The organism is Chitinophaga pollutisoli (assembly GCF_038396755.1).
GTDB lineage: Bacteria > Bacteroidota > Bacteroidia > Chitinophagales > Chitinophagaceae > Chitinophaga > Chitinophaga pollutisoli.
In genome coordinates this window covers 3,733,475-3,749,387 of sequence record NZ_CP149822.1, presented here as the reverse complement: position 1 = coordinate 3,749,387, position 15,913 = coordinate 3,733,475, and the positions used below count along the sequence as shown (strand labels likewise).

The 15,913-nt window shown below is 52.9% G+C and carries 16 protein-coding genes; 9 read left to right on the top strand and 7 right to left on the bottom strand.

Features of this window, described 5'->3' with window-relative positions:
- Positions 1 to 146 precede the first annotated feature (146 nt).
- The gene (locus tag WJU16_RS15760; protein WP_341834444.1) at positions 147 to 545 is read left to right on the top strand and encodes a hypothetical protein; all 399 of its coding nucleotides are present in this window, start codon (positions 147 to 149) and stop codon (positions 543 to 545) included.
- Positions 546 to 554: 9 nt separating this feature from the next.
- Here the strand turns inward: WJU16_RS15760 and WJU16_RS15755 are convergent, their stop codons facing one another.
- The 5 genes from WJU16_RS15755 to WJU16_RS15735 all read right to left on the bottom strand — a co-directional run bounded on the left by WJU16_RS15755 (position 555) and on the right by WJU16_RS15735 (position 7,764).
- Positions 555 to 1,892: a porin gene (locus tag WJU16_RS15755; protein ID WP_341834443.1), complete on the bottom strand. Its 1,338-nt coding sequence runs from the start codon at positions 1,890 to 1,892 to the stop codon at positions 555 to 557.
- A gap of 90 nt (positions 1,893 to 1,982) precedes the next feature.
- Positions 1,983 to 3,386 carry a hypothetical protein gene (locus WJU16_RS15750; RefSeq protein ID WP_341834442.1) on the bottom strand — a complete coding sequence of 468 codons (1,404 nt, stop codon included), beginning with the start codon at positions 3,384 to 3,386 and terminating at the stop codon, positions 1,983 to 1,985.
- Between the two features lie 98 nt (positions 3,387 to 3,484).
- Entirely contained in the window at positions 3,485 to 6,313 is a 2,829-nt protein-coding gene (locus WJU16_RS15745; RefSeq protein ID WP_341834441.1) for an outer membrane beta-barrel protein, read from the bottom strand.
- A 159-nt stretch (positions 6,314 to 6,472) separates the two neighbouring features.
- Entirely contained in the window at positions 6,473 to 6,859 is a 387-nt protein-coding gene (locus WJU16_RS15740) for a hypothetical protein (RefSeq protein WP_341834440.1), read from the bottom strand.
- A gap of 77 nt (positions 6,860 to 6,936) precedes the next feature.
- Positions 6,937 to 7,764, bottom strand: coding sequence for a UDP-2,3-diacylglucosamine diphosphatase (locus tag WJU16_RS15735; RefSeq protein ID WP_341834439.1), 828 nt, complete (start codon positions 7,762 to 7,764; stop codon positions 6,937 to 6,939).
- Between the two features lie 216 nt (positions 7,765 to 7,980).
- Here WJU16_RS15735 and WJU16_RS15730 point away from each other — a divergent pair, with 216 nt between their 5' ends.
- From WJU16_RS15730 to WJU16_RS15695, 8 genes are all read left to right on the top strand, one after another.
- Positions 7,981 to 8,631 (top strand): DUF47 family protein, encoded by a 651-nt coding sequence (locus WJU16_RS15730; protein ID WP_341834438.1) that lies wholly within the window; start codon positions 7,981 to 7,983, stop codon positions 8,629 to 8,631.
- Positions 8,632 to 8,650: 19 nt separating this feature from the next.
- The gene (locus WJU16_RS15725; protein ID WP_341834437.1) at positions 8,651 to 9,658 is read left to right on the top strand and encodes an inorganic phosphate transporter; all 1,008 of its coding nucleotides are present in this window, start codon (positions 8,651 to 8,653) and stop codon (positions 9,656 to 9,658) included.
- A gap of 321 nt (positions 9,659 to 9,979) precedes the next feature.
- On the top strand, positions 9,980 to 10,840 hold the full coding sequence (gene rfbA, locus WJU16_RS15720; protein WP_341834436.1) for a glucose-1-phosphate thymidylyltransferase RfbA: 861 nt from the start codon (positions 9,980 to 9,982) through the stop codon (positions 10,838 to 10,840).
- A 9-nt stretch (positions 10,841 to 10,849) separates the two neighbouring features.
- A complete protein-coding gene (gene galE, locus WJU16_RS15715) occupies positions 10,850 to 11,881 on the top strand; it encodes a UDP-glucose 4-epimerase GalE (protein ID WP_341834435.1) in 1,032 nt (343 codons plus the stop codon).
- 42 nt (positions 11,882 to 11,923) lie between these two features.
- Positions 11,924 to 12,895 carry a transketolase C-terminal domain-containing protein gene (locus WJU16_RS15710; protein ID WP_341834434.1) on the top strand — a complete coding sequence of 324 codons (972 nt, stop codon included), beginning with the start codon at positions 11,924 to 11,926 and terminating at the stop codon, positions 12,893 to 12,895.
- 146 nt (positions 12,896 to 13,041) lie between these two features.
- The gene (locus tag WJU16_RS15705; protein WP_341834433.1) at positions 13,042 to 13,593 is read left to right on the top strand and encodes a sigma-70 family RNA polymerase sigma factor; all 552 of its coding nucleotides are present in this window, start codon (positions 13,042 to 13,044) and stop codon (positions 13,591 to 13,593) included.
- A gap of 39 nt (positions 13,594 to 13,632) precedes the next feature.
- The gene (locus tag WJU16_RS15700) at positions 13,633 to 14,259 is read left to right on the top strand and encodes a hypothetical protein (RefSeq protein WP_341834432.1); all 627 of its coding nucleotides are present in this window, start codon (positions 13,633 to 13,635) and stop codon (positions 14,257 to 14,259) included.
- Positions 14,260 to 14,266: 7 nt separating this feature from the next.
- Positions 14,267 to 14,758 (top strand): hypothetical protein, encoded by a 492-nt coding sequence (locus tag WJU16_RS15695; protein WP_341834431.1) that lies wholly within the window; start codon positions 14,267 to 14,269, stop codon positions 14,756 to 14,758.
- Positions 14,759 to 14,806: 48 nt separating this feature from the next.
- Here the strand turns inward: WJU16_RS15695 and WJU16_RS15690 are convergent, their stop codons facing one another.
- Positions 14,807 to 15,151 (bottom strand): nuclear transport factor 2 family protein, encoded by a 345-nt coding sequence (locus WJU16_RS15690; RefSeq protein WP_341834430.1) that lies wholly within the window; start codon positions 15,149 to 15,151, stop codon positions 14,807 to 14,809.
- Complete coding sequence (locus tag WJU16_RS15685; RefSeq protein ID WP_341834429.1) at positions 15,148 to 15,900, bottom strand: MBL fold metallo-hydrolase; 753 nt, start codon at positions 15,898 to 15,900, stop codon at positions 15,148 to 15,150. Before WJU16_RS15685 ends, WJU16_RS15690 begins: the two co-directional genes overlap by 4 nt.
- Between the last annotated feature and the right edge of the window lie 13 nt (positions 15,901 to 15,913).

Here is a 15,913-nt window from a genome sequence, read left to right as displayed (position 1 = left end):
CCCAATAAACGGGGAGTCAGGCAATTCCGCGTAACCATGCGTCGATTGTTAAAGTAACGGCTCTGACTTTAACATCCTCCGCCTTTGAACAATCCAAACGTTCTTTTACATTTGGTTACAGGAAATATCAACCCAATCAAGACAAGATGAAAAACACCCTGATTACCTGTACCCTGGTAGCCGCAACATTCCTCGGCGCGTGTAAAAAAAGTAAAGACGATCCTTCCATCCAGTTCAATGGCGAAGCCACCGTCGTTTCCGGTGAATGGATGATGAACGGCGTGGTCCCCAATCCCGAAGAGCCCCGCTCCGCCATCGTTCCCAAATACCAGTTCGGCACCAATTTGCGGTACACGCACACCAGCGGCCTGTACATATCGCCTAAAACGGAACGAGGGGAATATTTCGTAGTGGAAAGGCCGCCGATCGGCCTGTACGTGCTCGTAATGAAGCCCGACAATGCCGCGGAATACAACATCGAGCTGCGGATCATGCCCGACAACGCCGCGATGTTCGGCGCGCAGATGTACTTCCGCAAAAAGTAAGGAGGAAAATCAGAAACGGTACTGGATACGCGCCGTAAACACGTTGTCGGCGATATCCTCCTCGAACCCTTCCAGCAAGGTGCTCTCATTCCACACCCGGTCGTACCAGAGAACGAGCTTCATGTTTTCATTGTAGTAAAACACGTACCCGAACCCGAATGTATCGAAACGGACATCGCCGCCGGTGAGGTTTTTCGCCGCCGCATTACCGATCTGACGGCCTTTTACGGCACGGTTGGGATCGTACCAGTCATATTTAAGCACCAGCTGGTGCTGCGGATGCCCGAGGTGTTGCAGGAAGGAAAAATAAGCGCCGTCGAAAGGGCGGATGTAAAGCGGTGCAAAAGCCCCTGCTCTGTCTACCGGGATAATGCCCGGCGTTTCTGTATCGAGGCGTGTAGAGGTTTGGGTACCGCGGATATATTCGGCCCGGAACTGCGTAGCGCCGCGCTCCTTGCCGTTAGGGATCACCAGCTGCGCGTCGGCACCGTAATACTGCCTCGGCGCGATCACGCCCACGTTGGTGGCGCTGGAGTCCACGTTGAAGTCCGTTTTCCCGCTTTCCATCGTATAAATTTTATTCGTAAACTGCTCCATCCCGCCGTAGAGGATACTGCCGCCGACCGACAGCAGCCAGCCTTGCGCGTTGATGGGCTTTGGTTTCATGGCTACCCGGGCGATGATATCTTTGTGGCTGTCGAAGTCCGAGGGGCCGGAGAGGCCCTGCCCGTTGAACAGGCCGACGTCTACTTTCAAATAATGCAGGGGATGGGTTTTGGAACGGGGCTCGAAGGTCAGCATACCGCCCATGTCCCGTTCACTTTTCATCAGAATCTGGCTCATACGCCCCCGCTCGGGAGCTTCACGGTCGCCGGAAGACAAGTTGACCTCGTACCCGAATGGCCGCGCGAACATCCCCATCGTCAATGCCATCACATCCCACTTGCCGTCAAACAACCGGCCCCAGAAGTCGCGGATATTCACGCCGCGCTCGGTACCGTCGAACTGGAACACGAACTGCACCGTCGGCAGATCACGCTTGTTGTAGTGGGCGTAATCGAACCGGACGCGGCCCCGGCGGAGCATAAAGCGGTTATCCACCTGCTTGTTGAAATCCCCGCCCGCATAGCTTTCCGGCCCTTTACCCGACGCGTACTGAAACTGTGGCTGCATGTAGCCGCTGATGCGCAAATGGTCGTAACGCTTGTAGATAGAGATCATCCCCTTCCCGAGATCGGTGGTAGTATCGATCATATCCATCAGAAACTGAGCCTTTACGGAGATCGCCACCAAACTGAGAAATAATGCCAGGAAACCTGTCCGAACCGAGAAACGCAATGCCTTCATCCGGCAAAAATACGGAACGATACCGGGGAAACAAAACGCCCGGGCAGGTGCCCGGGCGTTGTAGATTATAACGATTCGACAGATGCGGTATTAATAAGCCTGCTGACCAGGGTTGAAGTTGGTCCAGCCTGCCAGCCAGTTTTCTGTACCGAATGCGCCACGGAAAGTTTCCGTTTTAACACCGGTTGCAGCCTGGAAAGTACCCCCGAGGGCTTCGGAGCCGGTTTTGGGCAGGAAGTTGGGCGTATTCAGGTTGAAAGGATCGGTAAGGCCAACAGCATCAGCCGTAGGCGCTACGAAGTTGAACTGTCCGTTTGCGGTAGCCATGGCCTGCAGCGCGGCGATGCCTTCGTTGATCATGGCAGTACGGTCTGCGGCCGACAGCGGATCAGCGGGATATTTGTTACCGGTCACGTAGCGGGCGGTAGCGGAATCCGTGCTGAAAGGTTTGGTTACGGCAAATACGATATTGTTTTTCCATTTGCTCACGTTGTTTTTATAATCGTCCCAGGAAGCGGCAGACTCGATGGAGAAACCGCCTTTCTGGTTACCGAGCAGGATGGAGTTCACAAAAGTGAAGTTGGTCGCCCTTCTCCAACGGTTGCCCAGGTTGTGGTTGGACAAAGTACCGGTGGCATTGTTCGGGCCAACGATGGTCATGTTGGAAATAACAGGGTGCGTGCGGGGAGTGGCGGTGTTACCCTGGCCGTCGTTGTCGCACTCGATGCCGTTACCGGCATCTCCGGGATCCACGAAAGTGGGCTGGCGGAGCGCTACGGCGTATTGTACGGTACCGGTGTAGCCGAAATCGAAGTCGAAATCGTCGTCAGCGGTAGCGAAAGCAACCAGGTGGGTAGGGCTTACGGTGCCGCCGAAGAATTCGAAAGCATCGTCGTTTGCCCAGGAAGTCATCACGTGGTCGATCACGGTATTTTTACCAACTGCGCCCAGGGTGAGGGCGTTGATTTCGGAGTTGGGTTGTGCCGCGATACCTGCGTATTCGATACGCACATATTTCAGGATGCCGGAGTTGTCGTTATCGTCGGTGCCACCGTAGTAACGACCAACACCGCCTTCGATCTGGGGCTCGGTGCTACGGTTGGTTTTGGCGCGGCCCAGGATGATGATGCCACCCCAGTCGCCGGGTTGGCGCTGGCCGGCAGCTTTGCCGGAAGTGAAAACGATGGGTTTGGAAGCAGTACCTGTTGCGAAGATCTTCGCGCCGCGCTCGATGATCAGCGCGCCTTTCTCGGTAACGTCGCTTTTGATCACGGTGCCTTCCTGGATGGTCAGCGTCGTTCCTTCAGGGAAGTATACATAACCTTTCAGGGTCCATACTTTATCTGCGGTCAGCGTTTTGCTGGATGTTTGCACACCGCTCAGTACCGTAGGCTCGTCGGGCGTCAGATCGTCTTCGTTAGTGTCGTTGTTACGGCAGGAAGAAAGTGCCACCGCGGCCCCTAAAGTAAAAGCAAGGAATTTTACAAGTTTCATTCGAACAGATTTTCAGTGATTGAATTGCAGTGCAAAAGTGGTGTCTGAATGTTACGCGCACTTTAACACGGCGTTATGAAATTGTTACTGTCTCTGGTTTATTTCTTTTTGCCCAAACCGAACTGGTAAGAGAAGTTCAGGCTGATGTTGGTACCCTGGCGCTGTGATGTGATGATCTGGTCAACGCTTTCGTTATACGACTTCTTGTTGTCGTTGTTCTGGTAGAAAATAAATTTCTGGTTCAGCAGATCGCTCACGTTCAGCCGCAGGTCGCCACGTTTGTTGAGGATCTTTTTACCGATCTGCAGGTCCAGCAGGTCGCGGCCTCTTTCGTAAATGTGCGGATAACCTTCAAAGCCCACCAGGTAAATGCGCTGCCCCATTTTGTTATAGAGCAGGCCGAAAGAAAGATTCGTTTCGGGATGATCGTATTGCAGGCCGGCATTGATCAGATAGGGGCTCTGTCCCTGGAGGGACCGGGAAGGCCCGTCGGAAGAGCCGCCTACCAGGTTAACGGAAGAGTGGATGTACGAGAAGTTAGCAAACGCGGTCATATTCTGGAAGAAAGGCTCGGCGGAAATGAAGTCCAGCTTCTTGCGCAGCTCCAGCTCAAACCCGAACGCCTCGGCGTTGTCGGCATTCTCTACACGGATCTGGCGGCGGTTAGGCGTAGATCCCGCATCCACCGTTTGCTCGATCGCATTCTTGAAACGCTTGTAGAACACGGAAGCCGTCACCGCTTCACCCACACCCGGGTACAATTCGTAACGCAGGTCGGCATTGGTGATGAGGGCGCGCTTCAGGTCAGGGTTACCCTGCAGGCTGCTGTACGTCACAAAGTCATAATACACGAAGTTGCTCAGCTCGCGCAGCTCCGGACGCGACACCGTCCTGCTACCGCTCAACCGGATGTTCGATTTTTCGTTCACCGCGTAAGAGATATTGGCGCTCGGCAACAGGTCGAAGAACGTCATGTCTTTCTTGATCGATTTGCCGGAAGCATCCGCCGTGCTGATGTATTGATAGTAAGATTCTCCGCGCGCGCCCCAAACGATGCGCAGTTTGTCCGCGATCTTGTTGTCGAATTGAATGTATCCGGCGATCAGGTCGGAATTGGCTTTATAGCGATCGGAGTTGTTGGTGATCTCATCCATCACAAAACCATTCTGACCAATATTGGCGGGGTCGAAGATCTGGCCCGGCGCAAGCGTCAGCAGGTCGTCGTTGAAATCAGCCGTATTCGTGCGGATATAACCGAGTACACGGGCGCTGAAGTCACGCTCGCGGTACAGCTTCTGCCCGCCGATTTTCAGGTTCTGCTTCTGTCCGCTGATGGTGAACGGCACGGTCAGTGATCCCATTCCGCCAACGGCGTATTCTTCCAGGGTGGAATAGAAACGGGAAACGTTGCGCGCAGCCGTTCCGAAGGGCACCATCGCCTCGTAAGGCACGTTGCCGGTGGCATTCAGGTCGCGGCGGTAGCTCAACACTTTCATGTCGGGCTGGTTGCGGTCGGTCAGCGAATAGTTCAGGTTCCAATCCAGTTTCCAGTCGCGGGGATTGATTTTGTGGCTGCCTTCCAGCTGGGAATTGAGCATCGTTTTGATGGTCAGTTCCTGTCCGTGGCTCAGGATCTGCGCATTGGCATCGTTGTTGAGGCCGGAGCGGTAGATGTAATTATTATCGAGGATACGGTTAAAGATGTTCTTCAGGGAAATCTTGTTATTACGCTTCACGTAAGTGAAATTGGCGATGGCGCCGAGGCTGGAGTTGAAGCGGTTGATGTCTTCACTGAAGTTGAAGCTCCGCACTTTGCCGCTTTCGTAGTCCATCCGCTCGCCTTCATAAATGTTTTCCGAATTGCGATAGGTAAGACTGATAATGCTGCCGAAAGAGCCGTCGTTCTTCAGGCGTGTGCGGTTGCCCCAGGTAACCTGGTAGCTTTGCGCGGGGAGCGCTTTACCACGGTCGCCCACGCCCCAGGTATTGTTGAAATCGCGGGTGAGGCCGAATTTCTGTTCGTTGGATAGCGGGGCGTATTTGCCGCGGGAAGAAGGCCAGGAGCCCGGGAGCTTCAGCGTTCCGTCTTCCATCGTGAGCCACTCGCTTTTGCCGCGGTCCATGCCGCGGGTTTCCTTGAAAGTGGTTTGGGTGTTATATCCCAGCCCGATGTTGAAGGAAAGGAAGTTTTCGGTGGGGATGTCTTTGGTGATCACCTGGATGAGGCCCCCCGCGAAGTCGGCAGGCATCTCCGGCGATGCGGTTTTATTGATAACGATGTTATCGATGAGGTTGGAAGGAATGAGGTCGAAGGAAAACGCCTTGCGGTCGGGCTCGGTGCTGGGCAGCATGGCGTTATTGATCGTGGCGGTATTGTAACGGTCGTTGAGGCCGCGCACGATGATATACCGGTTATCCTGGATGCTGGCGCCGCTTACGCGTTTGAGCACGTCGGAGGTATTGCGGTCGGGACTGCGGCGGATGCTTTCGCCGGAGATGCCGCTGGAGATGCTTACGTTATTCTTTTGGGCAACGTACAGGGCGTTGATGGTTTCCTGCTTGTAAGAGCCGCGGATCACCACTTCCTGGAGCTCCTTGGATTTAGGCTCGTCCAGCGCGATGTCCAGATTAGTCACCTGGCCGGCTTTCACCACCACGTCCGCGATGGATTTGGTCTGGTAGCCCATGTATTTATAATCCAAAGTGTAGGTGCCGGGCGCAATTTGCAGCAGGTAGCGCCCTTCCACGTCGGTTACGGCGCCTTTGGAGGTATTCTGTACCATCACTGTCACACCGATCAGCAGTTCGCCTGTTTTCTTATCCGTCAGTTTCCCGGACACTTTGCCGGTTCCGTCCTGCGCGAAAGAAGGAAGGCAGGCGATACATAAAATCCCGATAATTTGTACAGCAGTAATAATGCGTTTCACGTATTTGTGTATTGATTACGGCCGCAAAACTACCATGGCGCCATTACGCCAATGTTAAGGCAATATTACCAGAATGTTAATTGTTAAGAAATCATTAAAGAATTATTAACAGATAGCCGAAACCCGCTACAGCACGTAATTCCATGCAAGAGCACAACGTTACAGTGCCGGGTTTCCGCCCTGACGCAGGAGCCATTCGATGGAGAGGTCGATGCCGCGGGCCGGCGGAGGCGGCGCTTCGGAGATGGGCGGTAACTGGAACAGGCGAAGGCTTTTGTTCATGAAGGGCTTCAGGTTCATGTTGCAGAGTTCCAGCGAAAAATGGAAACGTTCTTCCAGGTCTTCTTCGAACTCGCGCAGGCTGAGGGTTTCGTCTATAGGATATTCGATGAGCGCATCGTCTTCGAGACCTGCTTCGCGGAGGGTATTGAAACCATTGGCGAGGGAATGACGGATATACACGGCGGCATTACAGTGGAGGAGCCGCTGTATCTGCATCTGTAACAGGGATATCGTCATGAGTGGGTGTAGCTTGAGCGTCTTCATTATCATCGGATCGGTTACGCAAACTTAACCGCTCAGCGTTACCTTAATATTAAGCAAAAGTTATAAATGTGTGAAAATTAACGGGGGAAGGAAACCGTCCGTGCAACCGCGCTCCATTCCAGCTGCAGGGTTTCATCGTCTTCTTCCATCGCCGGCGCTTTCTTTTCGGCGTGCTGGTAGAGGCGCCACTGCCCGCCGGTGTACTCCAGGGCTGTGAGGCTTTCGACCCAATCGCCGGAGTTGAGGTAGGTGACGGTTCGCCCGTTCACTTGTTCTTCCCGGATCACCGGCTGGTGGATGTGCCCGCAGCAAACCACGTCTATTTCCTTATCCGCCGCGATCTCCACCACCGTTTGTTCGAAATCGGAAATGAACTTCACAGCCTGCTTGACGCCGGCTTTTACTTTCCGGGAGAACGACATTTTCTCCCGCCCCATTTTTTCGAGTAGATGGTTGACGAGGCGGTTGAGGATAATTAGGAGATCATACCCCTTTCCGCCGAGCTTGGCGAGCCATTTGGAATTCTTCATGGTCACATCGTACACGTCGCCATGGAAGAACCAGTGCTTCTTACCATCTACATCTAACATTAATTTATTATCTATCAGGAAATTCCCCAGGCCGAACCCGGCGTATTTGCGGAGGGCTTCGTCGTGGTTGCCGGTGAGATAATACACGTCGGTGCCTTTGCCCATCATTTTCAGGATGCGGCGGATGACTTTCGTGTGGGATTTGGGAAAATACCGTTTGCTGAACTGCCAGATATCGATGATATCCCCGTTTAGGATGAGGATTTTGGGCTGGATGGAGTCCAGGTACTGTGCGAGCTCTTTGGCGTGACAACCGTAGATTCCGAGGTGGACGTCGGAAATTACTACAATATCCAGTGGTCGTTTGTCTGACATTTGATGGATTATGAGGGTTTCTGCAACTTTTTTACATCATAATTGTTAATTATATGATACAGTTGTAAGGCCCTGGTATTCTGTCACAAAGGAAAAAATGCTATATTACTCTTATATTAATTCAATGTTACCAAAACATTAATTCTTACTTTTTCCTGGCTCCATTTCTGATAGAAAACTAATTTTGCGGCAAATTTTCAACAAACACTAATTTTTATGGGAGGCTTTAATTCTATTGTGAAACTGTTCATGCCGAAAGACAGGGTGTTCTATTCTCTTTTCGAGGACGTGGCGGCAAACCTGGTGGAAATGGGTAAAGTGCTGGTGGAGCTGGTGGAAACCAAGGACCCTGCGGTTCGTAAAGACAAAGTGCACCTGATCGAGCGGCTGGAGCACAAGAACGATGACCTTACGCATCGTATTTTCGTAGAATTGGGGCAGAACTTCATTACGCCTTTTGACCGGGAGGATATTCACTATCTCGCTTCTACGCTGGACGACGTGGCCGACTACATACATGGTTCCGCCAAGCGTATCGACATGTACAAGGTAGTGGAGATCAACGATAGCGTGCGAAAGCTGGCCGACCTGATCAACCAGGGTGTTGCGGAACTGGCGAAAGCGATTCCCGAGTTGCGCAACATGAGCAATATGCGTGCGATTACGGATGCATGTGTGCGGATCAACAGCCTGGAGAACCATGCCGACGATATTTACGACCGTGCGATCGCGGATTTGTTTGAGCAGGAAAGCAATGCGGTGGAGCTGATCAAGATGCGCGAGATCTATCAGGCGCTGGAAATCGCTACCGACAAGTGCGAAGATTCCGCCAACGTGATAGAAACCATCATCATTAAATATGCGTAGCCGCTAATCCCGACAGCTCATGACATTTCTGGTAGTCATCATTATACTGGCATTTATTTTCGATTATATCAACGGATTCCACGACGCAGCGAACTCAATCGCCACGATCGTGTCCACTAAAGTGCTGACGCCGTTCCAGGCGGTATTGTGGGCCGCGTTGTTCAACTTTGCGGCGTTTTTCGTTTCCAAATACATTTACGGGGAATTCAAGGTGGGTAATACCATCGCGAAATCGGTGTTTGAGGAGTTCATTACCCTGAAGGTGATTTTCTCCGGGTTGGTGGCCGCCATTACTTGGAACCTCCTGACCTGGTGGTACGGGATCCCGTCCAGCTCTTCCCACACCCTGATCGGGGGTTTCATTGGCGCTGCGGTTGCCAACGCCCACGGTTCTTTCGACGTTATCAACTTTTCCAAAGTGTTGCCTACGGTGTATTTCATCGTACTGGCCCCCTTCATAGGGATGGTGGTGGCTTTTATCATCACGGTGATCATCGTTAACATCTCCCGGAAAGCCAATCCTTACAAGGCGGAAAATTGGTTCAAGCGCCTGCAGCTGGTTTCGTCCGCTGCTTTCAGCCTTGGCCACGGCGGTAACGATGCCCAGAAGGTAATGGGCATTATCGCGGCGGCCATGGTGGCGCACGGGAGCATCGCCACCCTCAAGGATGTGCCCGATTGGGTGCCGTTCGCTTGCTTCGTGGCCATCGGCCTGGGCACCCTGAGCGGCGGCTGGAAAATCGTGAAAACGATGGGTACCCGCATCACCAAGGTAACCCCGCTGGAAGGCGTGAGCGCCGAAACCGCTGGCGCCATCACCCTCTACATGACGGAAAGCTTCGGTATCCCGGTGAGCACCACGCACACCATTACCGGCTCCATCATCGGTGTGGGTGCCACCAAACGCCTCTCCGCCGTACGCTGGGGCGTTACCGTGAACCTCCTTTGGGCCTGGATCCTCACCATCCCCATCAGCGCCGCCCTCGCGGCCGGTGTGTTCTTCATCGTGAACCTCTTCGTGAAATAAGCATTCGCACCCACTGCAATAGAAAAAGCTGTCCGCCTGGACGGCTTTTTTCATATATCATATTGATAATCAAATTTGATCGACTGAATGGGAGACTACAGCGGGACCTGGTACCCGCTCAGTAGGGATACAGTACAGATACAGTACAGATACCGTACTGTAACCGTACTAAGCCTACCGGCATGACAAAACCCCGCCACTGGCACAGGAATTGTCATAAAACAGGGTATGATGCATTTGAATATTGCATTAATTCACAAAATAATAGGGGAATAGGGACAGTTCGACTATTTTTGTGCCTCCAAAAACTGGTTTCAAGCCATGAAAGGAATAATTCTGGCAGGCGGCTCCGGAACCCGGCTCCACCCCATCACCTACGCGATCAGCAAGCAGATCATGCCTGTTTATGATAAACCGATGATCTATTACCCGCTTTCCACCCTTATGCTGGCTGGAATCAGGGAAATACTCATTATCAGCACCCCGCACGATCTTCCTGCTTTCCAGCGCCTTTTCGGTGACGGCAGCCAGTATGGGCTGGAGATTTCCTACGCGGAACAACCCGAACCCAACGGGCTGGCACAGGCCTTTGTGATCGGGAAGGACTTTATCGGTAATGATGCGGTGGCCCTTGTTTTGGGCGATAATATCTTTTATGGCGCCGGCCTTGGCAGGCAGCTGGCCAATAATACCACTCCGCAGGGCGGCATCGTGTACGCCTACCATGTGTCGGACCCGCAGCGGTATGGCGTGGTGGAATTCGACGCAGACATGAAGGCGGTTTCCATCGAAGAGAAGCCCGCCGTTCCCAAATCCAGCTACGCGGTACCGGGGCTTTACTTTTACGATAATGAAGTCGTGGAGATCGCTGCCGGGCTGAAGCCCAGCGCGCGCGGCGAATACGAGATCACCGACGTGAACAAAACCTACCTGGAAAAAGGCCGGTTGCAGGTTTCCATCCTCCCGAGAGGCACCGCCTGGCTCGACACCGGCACCTTTGATTCCCTTATGCAGGCCGGCCAATTCGTACAGGTCATCGAACAGCGGCAGGGCATCAAGATCGCCTGTATCGAGGAAATCGCCTGGCGGAAGGGTTTTATCAATAACGAACAGTTACTTAATCTCGCGCAACCGCTCTTAAAAAGCGGTTATGGCGCTTATTTGATGAATCTGATTAAATAGTCACTCAGTATGCAGAAAGTCCTTGTAACGGGCGGTTGCGGATACATCGGATCGCACACCATCGTAGATCTTATCAACAACGGCTTCGACGTGGTATCGGTCGACAGCAACATCCGCAGTTCCACACAGCTCCTGGAGGGAGTGGAAAAAATCACCGGGCGTAAGATCCGCAACTATAAAGTGGACCTTTGCAACCTGGAAGACACCAATGCCGTTTTTCATGAAAACCGCGACATCGTGGGCGTTATCCACTTTGCGGCGCTGAAGAGCGTGGGAGAATCCGTAAACGAGCCGCTGCTGTATTTTCAGAACAACCTCACATCGCTCGTCAACGTGCTGAAATGCATCCGTGAGTACAAGATCCCCAATTTCGTATTCTCCTCTTCCTGTTCCGTGTACGGCAACGCCACCGAGCTTCCGGTCGTGGAAACCACGCCGCTGGGTGAGGCCCAAAGCCCTTATGCCCGCACCAAACAGATGGGCGAACAGATCATCGAAGATTTCAGCCGGGTGAACACGGCCAACAGCATTCTGTTACGTTATTTCAACCCCGTAGGCGCCCACCCTTCCGCCCTTATCGGCGAACTGCCCCTCGGCAAACCCGACAACCTGGTGCCGGTGATCACGCAGACCGCTATCGGCAAAATCCCGAAGCTGACCGTATTCGGCTCCAAATACAATACCCGCGACGGTTCCTGCATCCGCGATTACATCCACGTGATGGACATCGCCAATGCCCATACCAAAGCGTTGCAATACCTCCTGGAGAAACGCAACAGCAGCAACCTGGATGTATTCAACCTCGGCACCGGCAACGGCGTAACCGTACTCGAAGCCATTAAAGCATTCGAAAAGGTATCCGGCCAGCAACTGAATTACGAAATGGGCCCCGAGCGCCCCGGCGATGTTATCGCGATTTATGCCAACAACAGTAAGGCGAAATCTTTGCTGGGATGGGACCCGCAAATCGGTATCGAAGACTCGATGCGTACCGCCTGGCAGTGGGAAGTTGCCCTGCGCGACCGTGTTTTACAGAATTAATTTATTTTATTTTCTAGCTTTGCGACACAAATTTCTGGCATTATGGTAAAAGACATACAAGTACTGAACGAGAAGGAAACCCGCGGCGGATTCGGCGAAGGTATCCTGGAAGCAGGCAAAAGGAACCCTAATGTGGTGGCCCTCACGGCCGACCTGCTCGGTTCCATGAAACTGCAGGCGTTTATCAAGGAATTCCCCGACCGCTTCGTTCAATGCGGTATCGCGGAAGCCAACATGATCGGCGTGGCGGCAGGCCTCACTATCGGCGGCAAAATCCCCTACACCACCACTTTTGCCAACTTCTCCACCGGCCGCGTTTATGACCAGATCCGCCAGTCGGTAGCCTATTCCGGCAAAAATGTTAAAATCTGCGCATCCCACGCCGGCCTCACCCTCGGCGAAGACGGCGCCACCCACCAGATACTCGAAGACATCGGGATGATGAAGATGCTGCCCGGCATGACCGTGATCGTACCCTGCGACTTCAACCAGACCAAAGCCGCCACCATTGCCCTCGCCGATCACGAAGGCCCCGCATACCTGCGCTTTGGCCGTCCCAAATGGCCCAACTTCACGCCCGAAAACCAGGAGTTCCAGATCGGCAAAGCCCAGATCCTGAACGAAGGTACCGACATCACCCTCTTCGCCTGCGGGCACCTGGTATGGAAATGCGTGGAAGCCGGCCGCATCCTTGAAGAAAAAGGCTACAGCGTGGAACTTATCAACATTCACACCATTAAGCCCCTCGACGAGGAAGCCGTGATCAAATCCATCACCAAAACCGGCTGCGCCGTTACTGCCGAAGAGCACAACGTGCTCGGCGGCCTCGGGGATTCCATCGCCCAGGTAGCTGCCCGCCACAATCCCATCCCCATCGAATACATCGGTACCAACGATACCTTCGGGGAAAGCGGCAAACCCAACGAATTGCTGACCAAATACGGTCTCGATACACCTTATATCGTAGCAGCGGCTGAAAAGGCCATTGCCCGAAAAAAGGTTAAAATGCTATAGCGACATTAAACCTTCGCCCGAAAAAACCATCTTAATGATGGTTTTTTCTGTTTTTACAGCAAACCCGGAACGCGGATAATGGTTATATTAGGTGTTAAAACCGGTATCCTCCAGGAGATTCCGCTCATATTATCGTAAAAACGCCTATGGGTGTAACGCAAGAAGATAAAGAACTACTGTCGATATTCAGACATCCGGATACCCGGGAGAAAGGTTTCACGCTCATTGTCAGGAAGTACCAGGAGAAGCTCTACTGGCACATCCGGCGCCTCGTGATCAGTCACGACGACGCCAACGACGTGCTGCAGAACGTATTCATCAAAGTCTGGAAGAACCTGGATAATTTCCGGGAAGACGCCCGGCTGTACACCTGGCTGTACAAAATCGCCACCAACGAATGCCTCACCTTCCTGGACAGCCTGAAACGGAAATCCGCCCTTTCCCTGTCCGACATGGAATCGGGGCTCGCCAATAAACTGGAGGCCGATCCCAACTACGATTCGAAGAAAATTGAATGGAAGCTGCAGAGCGCCATTCTCAGCCTCCCGGAAAAGCAGCGCACCGTTTTCAACCTCCGGTATTACGACGAAATGCCATACGAGGAAATGAGCCGGGTGCTGGACACTTCCGAAGGCGCCCTCAAGGCATCGTATCATCATGCCGTTAAAAAAGTAGAAGAATTCTTAAAAAATAATTGACAGTTAAACCATTCCCCTGTAGAATGGTCATACTTACATATGCCGCAGAAAGGAAAAGATATCGCAGATGAACTGAAGCAGGTTTCGCCGGGGCTGCCCGAATTGGGCGATACGCCCGGGTACGGCCTGCCGTATGCGTATTTCGACCGGTTCCCGGATATCCTCATGGACCGTGTACGCAACCTGGCCGCAGAAGAAGAAGTGACGGACGAACTGATGGAAATCGCGCCCATCCTCGCTTCCATTCCCCGCAAAACCGCGCCTTTCTATACCCCGCATGGGTATTTTAAAGGGCTGGACCGCCAACTGATCCAGGGCAGCGGCAAGGAGCCGACCACCAAAGTGATTCCTATCGGCCGGAAAATCCGGTTGTTCAAACGCTGCCTCGCGGCCGCGGCCATCGCCGGTGTGGTGGTAGTGTCCGCCATCTGGGGTGTAAGGGAATGGACAGGCAGCAGCATCGACCGAAAAATGGCACAGATCAGCGACCAGGAAATCGTAGATTTTCTGCAATACCGCTCGGATGATTTCGATGACGACAATATCTTTGCCAACGTATCGCTCGAAGCCGGCATGCCCTCGGTACTGCCCGAAGAGCTGAGTACAGAAGAAATCGATCTTATGCTGGAAGACAACCTCTTGCGGCAGACACAGTTAAATAATTGATAACCAGATGAAACGGATTAAGTTGATTGGGATATTATTCGGGTTCATCGGCATTTTCATGTTGCCGGCCATTTCCCTGCCTGCGCAGAAAGCGCCGCAGGAAAAGCCTGCCTCGAAAGAAGATAAGGTCAAATCCCTCGAAATCCTCTATATCTCCCGCGAATTGGACCTCACACCCGAAGAAGCCCAGAAATTCTGGCCCGTATACAAACGGTATTCCGAGGAAGTGAACCAGCTCATCGCCGAAAGGCGCAAAAAGAACAAGGAACTGAAATCCAACCCCCGCACCGATGCCCTCGCCAGCGAGGCCCTCGATAAGGAACTGGGTTTCGAGAAACGCATGGTGGATATCAAAACGCGTTACAAACAGGAGTTCCTCAAAGTATTGCCCGCCGCCAAAGTTACCCAGTTGTACCGCGCGGAAAGGGAATTCAGGTCCATGATGATCCGCCAGCTCAAAGAACGGCGCGAGCACCGGGACAACGATAATCGCCGGTAAACAAAATCCAGGATATAAGAAGCCCCCGTTTCAGCGGGGGGCTTTGTTTTATTGCTCTTTGTAATGCGCTCTCACTTCTTTCACTTTTCCATCCGGCCCCAGCACCATCATCTCGGCGGAAAGCCGGTTACGGATGCTTTTGTAAAATAACACCACCGAATCCACGCCTTCGAGCACGTGATACAGCTCGAAATGCAGATCGGGGTAAGCGGCCAGGCCTTTCTCGAAATAAGCGCGCAAGGCGGCCTTTCCGGTTAAACGGCCCAGGGGGTCGTTGTTCAGCTGCTGGATAACGGGGGAATGGAAAACAATATCGTCGGCATAATGTTCCATAATGGCGTCGAGGTCGTGGCTGTTCCACGCCTGCACCCAGGCTTCAGCGAAATGGTTCATGACTGGAATTTTGTAGTGGGTTGCTTGGTATCGTGATAGAATAAAAACGTCCATCCTTCCGTAATTCCCCGTTCCAAGTACGCCTGCCGCAATTCGCTCGCCCGCTTCCCGTCATAATCATACTTTGCCACAAAACGGCTCCGCATCTGGGAATTCTGCGGCGCTTCGTCCCCACCGAAAAATACTTTATCCTCCCCGTCGTCGATCAGGAACACCTGGTGCTGCGGGCAATGCCCACCCGACCATTCATAATGGATATACCCGTCGATCGTGCCTTCGCCTTCGGTGAACACCACGTTATCACGCTGGGCGAGCAGGTCGAAATCTTCTTTTTGGTAAGATTTCCCGTCGTGCGCAAAAGCGTAATCCAGCTCGGGTTTGGATACATAATAAGTGGCATGCGGGAAACTCAGACTGCGGTCGCCGGTAACAGGATCGGTGACGATGACGCCGCCGGAGTGGTCCTTATGCAGATGGCTCATCAGCACCTTTGTCACTTCCATGGGATTGATGCCATTGTCGATAAGGTTTTGATGGAGTTGCAGGATACCATCGGCATTGCGGAACCCCAGTCCCGTATCCAACAAAATAATATCCCGGTCTGTAATCACGAGAAAAGGCTGGATTTCTACCAGCAATGAGCCTGCGGCCCTGTCTTTCAGTTGATCGTTCCTGTCGTCGAATGGGACGAATTGCTTGGTTCCGTCTACGGTAAAGCTTCCTTCCGAAAGTGGTATGATACGTGCCATTGCACAAATGTAA